We start from the raw sequence: 11325 nt of genomic DNA, 5'->3' as shown, positions 1-11325 counted from the left end.
TAAACGCTGTGATATTCAAGCAATCATTGAAGAGCATGGGCATGAGATAGTTTGGTTACCCCCTTATAGTCCAGACTTAAATCCCATTGAAAAGATGTGGGCTTGGATTAAGCAAATACGCAAAGAATGGCGGATGGATTGTATTGATACTTTATTCTTTTATCTGCTTTGGATTGGGTTGAGTTTTAGATGATTGCACTATATATACGGGATTTTTTGATGCTGTCATAAAACAATAAGAATAATACTTCCTAAAATCAGCCGATAAATCACATGTGGCCACATTCCAATAGCATTTAAAAAGCGTAGAAATAATGCGATGCAGATAAACGCTGAAATAGTCGCAGTGAGATAAGATAGGCTAATGACTTGCCAGCTAAAATCTACAGAAGGTGCTTTGATGAGTTTGAGCAGCCCATATAGTCCGGCAGCAGCAGAAATTGGAATAGAAAGCAAAAAAGAATAGCGTGCAGCAGCATGACGGGAAAATCCCATAGCAAGCCCTGCTGTCATAGTAATCCCACTTCTAGAAGTTCCGGGGATTAGTGCAAGTGCTTGTGCAAAGCCATAAATAAGCGCTTGTTTTGTAGAAGTTTGGTTAATTTGATACGTTTTTCGCCCTAACCAATCCGCTGTACCAAGTAAAATTCCATAGAAAATAGTGGTTATCGCAATCACTTGCGGACTATGAAAATGCTGATCAATTTGGTCTTTGAGCAAATAGCCTAAAATGAGCGCGGGAAGTGTTGCAAGAATCAGCTGATTACCTAAGCGGGCTAGATTTTGAGGGTCAGGTTGGCGTGTTTTTGAAAATTGATTTAACCAATAGTAGGCAATCTCAAAAAGTTCTTTGCGAAAATAAAGAATAACGGCGGTTAGTGTGCCTAATCCAGTAAAAGCATCAAAAGCAACACCAGTATCTGGCCAATGAAGAAAATCTCGAGTAATGACCAAATGTCCAGAGCTTGAAATCGGAAGAAATTCCGTAATACCTTGAATGAGAGAAAGGATAAAGGCTTGCCATAAATCCATGGTTTTTTCCTTGAGCGCGATTGAAAAGGGAGGTATTGTATGGAATTTTTAAGACTTTGGGGAAGGTAATGTCTTGGCAAGAGAAAATTCAAGCGCATCAGGCTGTTTTTGAAGCATTGCGCGAGCAGGAAAATCAAGTCAATGAAATGGGGCGGCAGCTTGTGCAAGTGCTTAAAAGTAATGGTTGTGCGTATGTGGCTGGGAATGGTGGCTCAGCAGCAGATGCACAACATTTTGCTGCAGAGCTAACAGGACGATTTCTAGCAGAGCGGCGCGCGCTTGCTGGAGTAGCATTGACTACAGATACTTCAGCACTAACGGCTATTGCTAATGACTATGGTTATGATGAAGTATTTTCTCGTCAATTAGCAGGGCTGGCACGAAAAGGAGATATCTTTATTGGAATTTCAACAAGTGGTAACTCGCCAAATATTTTACGTGCGCTTGAAATGGCAAAGCAAAAAGGCATTGTGACCTTAGGACTAACAGGACGCGATGGCGGAGCCATGCTAAATGCGTGCGATTTATGCCTAGTTATACCAAGCACAGTAACAGCGCATATTCAAGAAGCGCATATCTTTACGATTCACCACTGGTGTGCGATGGTAGATGAGGCATTTGCGTGAAATTACTGGTGCGCTTAGGGTGTCATTTATGCGAAGATGCAGCCCAATTATTATTGCATTTAGGCGTGTCTTTTGAACGGGTGGATGTGGATAGAGAGATTGATTTACAGAAAGAGTACGGGCAGCTAGTGCCCGTACTTTATGATCAAGAAGCAGAACGTGAATTACTTTATCCTTTTGATGCAGAAGCAGTATTGGATTTTATTTCTGATGAGCGGTTTTTAAAGCGCAAGTGAGGCTTTTTTATTTAGTAGTGGTTTGAAAAGTATGCTGAGTAATTTCTGTAAAATATCAATCCAATATATTGAAATTTAATATTTTATTATTATTGAAATTATTGAGTCATAGTCCAGCATACTTTTCAAACCACTACCTTTTATTTTAATTGTTAAGCCGCCTGTGCGGCGGGTAACGAACTGTTAAATGCCTGCCTTGCCGATGATGATTTCTAAGCCGCCTATGCGGCGGGTAACTCGAATTTTATTCGATTTGATGCGCTTGCGACAAGGATTTTAAAGGTTTTTTGTTGGTTGACCTTTTGTTTTTTTGCTTGTTGCAAGTGTTTGTTTTTCATCCGGTTGTGAAAGAACGGGTAAAAAAGGGTTTATGACTAAAAATGATTGTTTGGATTATTCAGATTTTATAGCCACTTCCCAAAAACGCATACAACGTTAACCCAATATCTAATTTGAAAGCAATCTTCTATCTACAAGTACTGTATGCATTTTTTTGGGAGTCCTGCTATATACTTAGCTTAGGCTTCGATAGAGTAATGCGACGGTTTTGATTTCAATATCGCTAGCTTTGGCATCGATGGTTTTGGTTTCTAGGGTAAGGTTTTCCGGTTGGTAGCGCTGCTGTAGCTCACTTAGTTCGGCTTTGAGTTGTTCCTCTAGTTGCTGAATTTGCGATTGGATGAGCTCATATTTGGCTTGTGCGGCGGCGCTGTCTTGCCGTTCTTTGCTAATTTGTCCAACTTTTTTGGCAGCACTGGCGGCGCGTTGGATATTGGTTTGGCTGAGTACTTTTCGTCCGGTAAATGCGCCCAGTAAGGCACCACCAATAGCGATGCCTGCATCAAGTAAGCTACTGCTGGCTTGTTTGTTTTCTCGATTAAGGGCTTGTTCGGCGGTCAGTAGTTGTTTGTTTAGGCTGATTTGTTTGGTCGTGTATTTTTGGCGCAGGGTCATGGTTTGGGCATCACGCTGTTCGCGCGCTGTGGTTGCCAAGCGGTTTCTAAAGGCAGTTTCGGTTTCTCCTGGCTCGCTGTATTGTTTGAGGTCAGGGGCGTAGTAAATGTCGATACTCGCGCTTTGACGTAAGGCGGTTTTTAGGGTTTTCTCCCAATTCTGCCAATTTTTTGGTTTTTGGATGGCGATAGGGGCTTCATGATAGTACGCGGGTTGCTGCGGACGGGTTTGGAGTTGGTCGGTGTTTTGCGCTAGGGCTTCGGCGGTTTTCCAATCGACGTTATCACTATCTATTGCTGCGCTGAGTAGGATTTCTCTTTCGGTGCGCACGCCTGCTTTGTTGTCTTGATAATACAGCGTCGCTATGCCTAAGAGGGTAGGAAAGTAGTGGATGGCTTGTTCGCTATTTTGCGTGGTTGGTAGGTAGTAGGTTTGGATGCCTGTGGGTAAAATCGCTGGACGATTGTTTGTTGTGGGTTCGGTTGGTGCTGCTGGTGTGTGTGTTTTATTCGTAGCGGTTAATGCGGAGATTTGTGCTCGGTTTAAGGGACCAGCGAGGTAACTCATCGCCCAACGGGTATGGAAGATGATGGGTTCTGGACGGTGGATGTCGTGTAGTAGGAACTGTCGTTTGCCGAGCTGGTCAAACCATTGGTCTAATTCGTTTTTAGTGATGCCATTCTCGCCCGCAGAGAGCAATCCTTCGGTGACACGCGCACGGTCTTGCGCGGTTTGTAAGCGTCCGATAAACCATGTGCCGGCATTGGAAAGGGCTTTGTAATCAAGGTCAATGGGGTTTTGGCTAGAGAGGACTAAGCCAATGCCAAAAGCGCGTGCTTGTTTAAGCAGCTGTAGGAAAGGAGCTTTACTGGCAGGGTTGGCATTGGGTGGTAGGTAACCGGCAATTTCATCCATATAGAGAATGGCGCGTAGGGTTGAGGTGCCGGGTTGGCGACGCATCCAGTTAATGAGGTTGGTGAGCAATAGGGTGACAAAATACATCCGTTCGTTATCGCTGAGATGCGCAATGTTTAAAACGGAGGTTTGTGGACGGCGTTGTGCATCGTAAAGGAGGGTTTCGGTTTCTAATAGGTTGCCAGTTCGCCAATGGGTAAAGGAGGGGGCAGCGAGTAGGTTGTTTAGGGCTAAGGCTAAAGCCACTCGATTTTTATCTGGAAAGACTTGTGCAACGGGCAAAATGCCGATTTTTTGGAAAGGCGGATTTTGGATTTGCGCAATGAGGTCGGCGAGAGTCAGGGTTTGCCCTTGGTCCCAGCTGTGTTTGAATAAATGGGTGAGAAAGATATGTTGTGGGTCAAGGGTGTTGTTTTCTTGTTTGAGAAGCGCTAATAAGGCGGAGGCTGTTCCATCTAAATAGGCGGCATAGGCTTCTGATTGCTCACGAATGTTTGGTTCGGGGGGAGCAAAATCGCCAATGAGGGCAAGTGGATAGCCGGTGGTACTACCTGGTGTGTAGAGTCGAACAGGGTTCCCCGCTTTTAATAGCTGCATTCGCTCAAGGCTTTGTCCGCTCTCAAGAATGCCAGTTTTCCATTTTTCAGCGGTCGCGGTTGCCCAATTTTCTGGGGTTTGTTGGTTTTGGTTGAGCGCGGTGGTATCGGCATAAGGTAAAAAATTATCTGACGCTAAATCGGGAAAGTTTAGGGCTAAGTTGCCTAAATCGCCTTTTGGATCAATTGCAATCACAGGGATATTATCTAACGCTGCTTCTTCTAATAAGCTAATGCCAAGTCCTGTTTTACCTGAACCAGTCATCCCGATAATTATGGCATGAGTGGTTAAGTCTGCTGCATTGAATAATACGGGTGTGCCGTTAGCGGGATAGCTTTCGCGACCGAGATAGAATTGCCCAATTTTTTCAGGAATGGTATCGCTCATGCGCTTAGCCCCCAAAGCGGTAAGAGTTTGCGTAAATCGGCATCTTTTTGGTAGTAGTCGGCAGCTTGTTGCACCGCTGGTCGGCAAATAACGCCCCCATAACCAATCACCGCATCAGCGGCATTTGCTCCTTTTGCGGCAATGTCGCTCATGCCATCGCCAACTAAATGAACAGTATTGAGATGGTTAACGCGTTTCCATGAAGCTGTGACAGCTTGTTTTCCATTGGCAGTGGTTAATGGGCTTGGCAAAACTTGCTGATAATTACCGTGGCTATCAAAGCCTAAATAAACGGCGTAAATATCTGTATCAGCGATGCCTAGAGACTTTGCTAAAGGCAAGATGGCATCTATCAATCCGCCACTAATGATGCCGACGCGAATACCTGCAGAATGAAGCGCGTCAATGGTTTCTTTAGCGCCAGGGGTCATGGTGGCTAGGTATTGTTCTGCAATTTGGGCTATGTCGGCTTGGCTTGGGCGAATAAGCGCTAAGCGTTTTTCGTAAACAGCTTCAAGTGGAAGTTCGCCATTCATGCTTGATGAGTTAAAGCGGCGACTTGTTCGCCACATTGTTTGAGTTTTGCTAATTCATCAATGCCTTCGATGCTAGAAAGTGTAGAGTCGCAATCAAAAATGACTCCATCAGGACGAGAAAGCTTAGACATAAGACCACACCATTTTTAATGAAAAGGAAATTATAGCTTACCGATGCTAGCGAAAGGAAAATCGTTTTGTGTTTTGCGGGGAAAAGCGATGAGAAGCCGCCTGTGCGGCGGGTAATTTTCAATCTTCTCCAGTAGTCTGTGGTTATAATTTCTAAGCTATTTGATGGTCAGCTTTATTTGACGGTTTTAAACGATATTTTTGCTAGCTTTTAATGTTAAAATATTTATGCCAATCAAGTGATTCGGCATGTTGCTTTTAACTAGGAGTTATTATGGAACAAATAGAAATAGATAAAATGCTTGTTGAAATGCAAAAGATGAATGCTGAAATGCACAAGATGAACGCAGAAACGCAAAAAATCGCTGCTGAAACAAGAAAATTATATAGAGAAATGTGGTTTTATCCCATTGTTTTAACTGCCAGCATATTAACGGCTTTAGCGCTTTTCTTAAAAGCTATTGTTCAAATATTCTAAGGAGAGAGAGGGTTTATCCCTCTCTATTTTTATGCGTCCTGAAAATGTTGAAATTAACCTTGACTTTAATCATCTGAGAAATCTGATTGATGACATTGGGTTATCTCAAACAGAGATAGCCCATAAATTAGGAATTTCTAAAAGAGATTTTAGGTCTTATCTTTTTGCTCAAGATGCTAAAACATATAAGCCAATGCCTTACGTTGTTTATTATGCCCTTTACGTTTGGGCAACTTATGAGCGCTTTAAGAAAAAGTCTATCTAGCATTTTTTTAACAGTATTTTAGTTATTTCTAAGCCGCCTGTGCGACGGGTAACTGTCATATACAACAATGGCTGCATATATGAATTTTCTAAGCCGCCTGTGCGGCGGGTAACTAGAGTTTTAGTCGAAAAAAATATTTTATAGCAAGCGATTAAGGGGATTTCGTGGGCAAAACCCTTTATTTTTTTGTTTGCTATAAGTTTATGATTTATATCCAGTTGTTAAAGAGCGGTAAAAAAAGGGTTACCAGTTGGGTACGGTGCTGCCGTTTTGGCTGAAGCCGTAGCTGTTGTAGTGTCCTTTTTTCGCCTGCATCGCAGCGGTTTGCAGGATGACTAGCGGATGGGGCTGGGCGTTGCTTTCGCTTTTCATTTTGATGAAGGGCGGAAAGATTTCTGCGTGGCGGTGGGTCTGGCAGTGCTTCAGTGCCGCTTCATAGGAAATATTGTGTCTCTCCGCATGGCGTTTGGCTTGCTGCTCAATGGGGCGATAGCGGTATCGTTTGACTACAACATGGCTGGTTTGCTCTGGCACGGGGGCGGGCTTTTTGATGTGGATATAGTCGGTAAGCCGTTCAAGCCATTTTTCTATATTGAGTTTGGCTAGGGTGGCTTCATCAGGAGCAAATAGGCGCAGTTTGTTACCTAGGGTGTTGTGCGCCATTTGTAGGCTCATGTGGTAGCGCGGAAAGCTCACGCCAATGGTGTTGATGCCGTGTTGGTTATACACATCGGCTAGGCCGATGTGTAGCTGCGGATAGAGGGCTGCCCAGATGGCGTTGAGTGGTATTTCTGGGTCGGGGATGAGGGTGAGTTCTTGGTAAAATTTCATGGTGGTTTATTCCTTGCCGCTTTCACCAAAGACGCCGCCACGGATGAGGATGGCTGCAATGTAGTGCTGTTGTTCGGCGCTCGGTGCTTTGCCTTCTTTAATCCATGGGTCAAATAGGCTGTAAAAGTCTTGTTTTTCTTTGGGTTGGCGGTAGGCAGTGCCTAGGGTGGTAACGGCGCCATAGGGTTCGGCGGCGATGGGAAATTCGGCATTGGGATACCAGTTGTCGATGGTGCGGATGGCGTTGCCGATTTTTTGTGAGTGGATGCCAGCTTGGTTTTGCGCTCTGCCGACGGTGTAAAGAATTTTATCTTTTTTATCTAAAATCATTTCTTGACTAGGAAAAACTTCTTGTCCGCTGCCAATTTGGGCGTGTGCTTCGATGTGCAGGAGGGTAAATTTTTCGCCGTTCAGTCCTTGTTCAATCCAATGGGCGAGCTTGGCGATATTGTCGTTTGGTTGGTTAAAATCGTGTAGCGAGAGTTCGCGGGCGGTGGTAATGCAGATGCTGTCTTCGCTATTTTTGACGGTAACAGTTATACGCTCTGCGCCTAAGCGGTTGCGCCATAGCCAGCGGGCGTTGGCGATGTTGGTGGCATAGCGTTTGGCAAGTTCACCATAGCCGTATTGTGCTCGGTAGCCAGCGATGGTGTTTTCGAGTTTCTTTTGATATCCCTGATTATTACAAGTAAAAGGTATGCCATGGAACGGTAGGACTTTACAGGTCCATGTAGCAATCAAGGTATCACAATCTCCGTTTAAGAAAGCAACATCTCCACCTTGTGGGTTAGGTTTTTGAATTTCAGCATCTAACTTGATTGGGTCGTTAGCAATGGCATTTTTTAGGCGATTACTGATGGTACCGCGTACATTTTTTCTTCGCACGATAATGGGTTCACGTTCGGCGCTGTCATTACTGCTGCTGGTTTGCCAGAGGTAGGCGTCTGAGATGTCGAGTTTGCGCTCAAAGGCGAGGACGGATGCGCTGTCGTTGTTTGCTTTTGCCATGTGGTTCTCCTTAAGGCTGTTGGATGGTATAAAGGTTTTGCGCGGCATCGTAGTTTTGCTGCCAAAAGGCGCTGCGCAGGTTTTCGATGCGGTTGGGGAAGACCCAACGACCGAGGCTGTAGATGGTTTCGACGTATTGGGCGGGATATTCGGGGTTGCGGCTATTATTAAGCTCGCCTGCGCCAATAATGGGGCTAATGCCTTGGTAGCCAATGGGGATGGGTACTAGCCAACCGCGGTTTTTCTTAATAGATTCGTTGTGCCACTGTCCGTTTTCATCGGGAATTTGATGAATGACGGCGGTTTCAATGAGGGCATCCAATGCGGTTTGACTCGGGTTTTGCTGCTGTAATTCGGCAGTGATGTCCGCAAGGTCTTGATGTGCGCTCATGAGGATGAATGCGGGCAGCAAGTCTTTTTTATGTTCATCAATGCTGTCGGTATCGCAGTAAATGACGGGCTTTTTCGGGTCAATCCCGACTACGCTGCCGCCAGCAAGGCGTTGCTGCTGGATTTTCTCGGCGATAAATTGTTCCAGCGGCGCAATATCGGCATCGTGCAAATCGCCATAGAGTTTGACGGCAAGGTGGACGGTGAGGTGGCAGCGGCCTGATTCGATGATGGGGGCGGTGCTGCCGTCTTTGAGAATGGGGTTGCGGGTTTGGGTAAAGGTGTAGTTGCTGTAGCGGTTTTCACGATAGCGCTGCACTTGAATATCGCGGCAGGCAATCAGTACGCCGTCTAAGCGCAAATGGCTAAAGTTTGCACGGCTGGCGAGGCTGCGGCTGAGGGCGTGTACCGCGCCAACAAAACCGCTTAATGCTGGAAAGCCATAGGTCAGCGGGCCAGAAATGGTGTTGGCATTCTCAACGCGCAAATTGCGGATAATGAGATAACCGCTGTGCGGATGATTGGGATAGCGTGTATTCATTGCATCAATCCTTATTCAGCAAAATCTTTGAGGGCGTTTAGAAAAGCGGTTTGCCAATGTCGTTTTTCAGGTAGCCCTAAATCGCCTTTGATATGCTCTTTTCGTTTTTGTAAGCGTTTTTCCAGCGCATTGTTTAACCACGTTGCAAATTGTTCAGCGATAAGATTTTGCCAATCGATTTGCTGGCGTTGCTTAAGAAATTTTTCATCATCACGATAGGGGTCTAGCCAAAATTTTTGTTCTTTTTTGAGTGGTTTATGATTTTTACTCCAACCTGCGGTTTGTGCCTGCAATGCAAGCGCGAGCAAGAAGGTGGTATCAATCATGGTATCCAGCACCGCATCACGGCTGTCGCGCAGGGCTTTGTTATTCACGGTTTTGCCATTAAATGTTGTCTGAGTGATGATGTTGGTGAGTTCGCGCAAGCTGTCCTGCATCTGATATTGATAGAGATTGGTCTTAAATAGACTTTCGGCACTTTGTGGCAGACGGATGCTGTCGCTGGTAAAAACTGGCGGTAGAGATGGCAGGAGATAGTGCCTTCCACCTTGTCGGCTGTTTAACAGGCTGATGTTTTGCGGTTTAGTACCGCCTAGCTGGGTGGTAGCAAGCTCCAGCAAATCCTGATAACGGTATTGCGGTTTGGTCGGGGTTTTGCGGTTCTCCCGCGCGGTTTTCGCCGTTTCGCTCCAGCGGCGTTCGTTGATGTTTTGATAAAACGCGTGAGCCAATACAGAGGGATACAGCGGTACTAAGGTGTGATAGCAGTCGTTATCCGCGTCAATTGGCCATAAGATTTGCTTGTTGCGCTCGTGTGTGCTGGGCTGTTGTGGTAGTGCGCTCAGGCATTGATAAAAGGTGGCTTGGTAATGCGCCGATAATGTGGGGTCGCTGCCAAAACAATCTTGCAATGCGTCCAGTTGCGCAAGGATGGCATCGCGCATGGTGCAATTCTCGGTGATTGGCTGCTCAAAAAAGGCTGCCAGTGGCAGGGCAGCAGCATTACCATTAGCGTCCAATAAGGTGCTGCTTAGGCTGTGCGTGCCAATATAATCATGGGTCGGCTGCTCGGTGAAGATGATGTTATCGCCTTTGGCGTCGCTATGAATGCCTTTGCTGGTGTGGGTGCCGAAATTGAGTTGACGTGCCATTCTCTCGGCTTCTTTGAGCCAGTTGTCTGCTTGATATTTTTCTTGCAGCGGACGCAGGCTTTCGGTGAGTTCGGCGATTTTTACCGCATCATTTGCTTCACGCGCTTTTTCCAGCTGTTTTTGCTCTTTTTCGCTTTTTTTGAGGTATTGCCCTTGCAGAAAGTCAGCAATGGCTTGCCTGATGTGGTCGGGGGTGATGTTCTCCATAATCGTCCTTATTAAAACTAGGCTGTGTCGATAACATTTTTTGCAACAAGTTATACTTTTTTACGAGTGCTATGCAATGCATCTCCCACTTTCTCTAAACGAAAGCGATTATTTTCTTGCTTCGTCATAAAAATACGATGATTACCATCAAGATCACATTCCCATAAATTGCGTTCTTTATAGTCAGTACCTTGTAGTGGTTTGACATCTAAAGATTTTAGATTGTTCTTGCAGTCACTTTCTGTATAGGCAGCGAGCATCGTAACTTTCTTATTAACATCTTGAATCAATTGACTGGATAAACCTTTGACACTTGGCTCAAACGAATCAGCAAAAATGATTTTTTCACTAATACTGTCTCTCAAAGATAAATAAATTTCATTTTTATATTGATTCCAAATCAATTCCCCCCATTCTGATAGACCAACATTTTCGTCACCAATATCAAATAAAAAGAGTTCAGGTATTTGTTGCTGTTGTTCTTTAGTTATCGATAATTTTTGTTCTAATCGGCGAATAGCAGTGAGATTTTTTTCAACCGCTTCTTTGGCATGTAATTCAATCGGCAGCTTTGGAATGTATAAGAGTTCTTGCGCGCCTTCAAATAAGTAAAATACCTTATCCGCGTATAAAGTACCAACCGCTTGTAAAAAACCATTTAGACTCTTAAACCCACCTGTTAAATTGAAATGTATTTCATATCCCTCTGCTTTATAAGCAGTAATGATTTCTATCAGTTTTCTGCTTAGCTCAGATAAGGCGGTGCGAAATGCTAGTAATGATGACGTTTTTAGGTCTTTATTATCGTCTAATAAAATTACCGTCTCTTTTTGATTTTCTAAAAATGCTTTTATGATATTTGCAGTAGCATTACTTAAGAATGTATCAGTTGCCAATAAAATGTGTATATCAGGAATATGATCCAATTTTGGGTTGCTGTTTTGCCAGGTTAGCAGACTATTTAGCTCTGCACTCATCTTTTTAATGTCTGTCTTAGGTAGCCCACTTAGTATCTTTTGCTTGCGTTGCTCAATATGTTTTT

General features: G+C 44.6%; 14 protein-coding genes. 5 read left to right on the top strand and 9 right to left on the bottom strand.

Features of this window, described 5'->3' with window-relative positions; translation table 11 throughout:
• Positions 1 to 193, top strand: a 193-nt coding sequence (locus A5N85_RS17310; RefSeq protein WP_346243177.1) for a transposase, incomplete at its 5' end; no start/stop codon positions are given.
• Positions 194 to 225: 32 nt separating this feature from the next.
• Here A5N85_RS17310 and A5N85_RS09500 read toward each other — a convergent pair.
• On the bottom strand, positions 226 to 1032 hold the full coding sequence (locus A5N85_RS09500) for an undecaprenyl-diphosphate phosphatase (RefSeq protein WP_072577016.1): 807 nt from the start codon (positions 1030 to 1032) through the stop codon (positions 226 to 228).
• Between the two features lie 68 nt (positions 1033 to 1100).
• On the opposite strand from A5N85_RS09500, the gene A5N85_RS09495 reads away from it, so the two are divergent.
• Both A5N85_RS09495 and A5N85_RS09490 read left to right on the top strand, forming a co-directional pair.
• Positions 1101 to 1658 (top strand): D-sedoheptulose-7-phosphate isomerase, encoded by a 558-nt coding sequence (locus A5N85_RS09495; protein WP_072577015.1) that lies wholly within the window; start codon positions 1101 to 1103, stop codon positions 1656 to 1658.
• A complete protein-coding gene (locus A5N85_RS09490) occupies positions 1655 to 1894 on the top strand; it encodes a glutaredoxin family protein (RefSeq protein ID WP_245935979.1) in 240 nt (79 codons plus the stop codon). Before A5N85_RS09495 ends, A5N85_RS09490 begins: the two co-directional genes overlap by 4 nt.
• A gap of 513 nt (positions 1895 to 2407) precedes the next feature.
• Here the strand turns inward: A5N85_RS09490 and A5N85_RS09485 are convergent.
• From A5N85_RS09485 to A5N85_RS17025, 3 genes are read right to left on the bottom strand one after another with little or no spacing between them, the layout of a single operon-like run.
• On the bottom strand, positions 2408 to 4747 hold the full coding sequence (locus A5N85_RS09485) for a helicase HerA domain-containing protein (RefSeq protein WP_072577013.1): 2340 nt from the start codon (positions 4745 to 4747) through the stop codon (positions 2408 to 2410).
• On the bottom strand, positions 4744 to 5283 hold the full coding sequence (locus A5N85_RS09480; protein ID WP_249023949.1) for a haloacid dehalogenase-like hydrolase: 540 nt from the start codon (positions 5281 to 5283) through the stop codon (positions 4744 to 4746). Before A5N85_RS09480 ends, A5N85_RS09485 begins: the two co-directional genes overlap by 4 nt.
• A complete protein-coding gene (locus A5N85_RS17025) occupies positions 5280 to 5414 on the bottom strand; it encodes a hypothetical protein (RefSeq protein ID WP_282955998.1) in 135 nt (44 codons plus the stop codon). The genes A5N85_RS09480 and A5N85_RS17025 overlap by 4 nt, the downstream gene beginning before the upstream one ends.
• 272 nt (positions 5415 to 5686) lie before the next feature.
• On the opposite strand from A5N85_RS17025, the gene A5N85_RS09475 reads away from it, so the two are divergent.
• Positions 5687 to 5890, top strand: a complete 204-nt coding sequence (locus tag A5N85_RS09475) for a hypothetical protein (RefSeq protein WP_072577012.1) — start codon at positions 5687 to 5689, stop codon at positions 5888 to 5890.
• Positions 5891 to 5921: 31 nt separating this feature from the next.
• On the top strand, positions 5922 to 6155 hold the full coding sequence (locus A5N85_RS09470) for a hypothetical protein (protein WP_072577011.1): 234 nt from the start codon (positions 5922 to 5924) through the stop codon (positions 6153 to 6155).
• A 243-nt stretch (positions 6156 to 6398) separates the two neighbouring features.
• Here A5N85_RS09470 and cas6f read toward each other — a convergent pair whose 3' ends face one another.
• The 5 genes from cas6f to A5N85_RS09445 all read right to left on the bottom strand — a co-directional run.
• Positions 6399 to 6986, bottom strand: a complete 588-nt coding sequence (gene cas6f / locus A5N85_RS09465; RefSeq protein WP_072577010.1) for a type I-F CRISPR-associated endoribonuclease Cas6/Csy4 — start codon at positions 6984 to 6986, stop codon at positions 6399 to 6401.
• A gap of 6 nt (positions 6987 to 6992) precedes the next feature.
• Positions 6993 to 7994, bottom strand: a complete 1002-nt coding sequence (gene csy3, locus A5N85_RS09460) for a type I-F CRISPR-associated protein Csy3 (protein ID WP_072577009.1) — start codon at positions 7992 to 7994, stop codon at positions 6993 to 6995.
• A gap of 10 nt (positions 7995 to 8004) precedes the next feature.
• Positions 8005 to 8925 carry a type I-F CRISPR-associated protein Csy2 gene (gene csy2, locus A5N85_RS09455; RefSeq protein WP_072577008.1) on the bottom strand — a complete coding sequence of 307 codons (921 nt, stop codon included), beginning with the start codon at positions 8923 to 8925 and terminating at the stop codon, positions 8005 to 8007.
• Positions 8926 to 8936: 11 nt separating this feature from the next.
• Entirely contained in the window at positions 8937 to 10283 is a 1347-nt protein-coding gene (gene csy1 / locus A5N85_RS09450) for a type I-F CRISPR-associated protein Csy1 (RefSeq protein ID WP_072577007.1), read from the bottom strand.
• A 50-nt stretch (positions 10284 to 10333) separates the two neighbouring features.
• Positions 10334 to 11325, bottom strand: a 992-nt coding sequence (locus A5N85_RS09445; RefSeq protein ID WP_072577006.1) for a putative CRISPR-associated protein, incomplete at its 5' end; no start/stop codon positions are given.

The organism is Suttonella ornithocola, assembly GCF_001889065.1.
GTDB lineage: Bacteria > Pseudomonadota > Gammaproteobacteria > Cardiobacteriales > Cardiobacteriaceae > Suttonella_A > Suttonella_A ornithocola.
The sequence above is the reverse complement of the archived record's forward strand: the minus strand, read 5'-3'. Positions and strand labels throughout refer to the sequence as shown.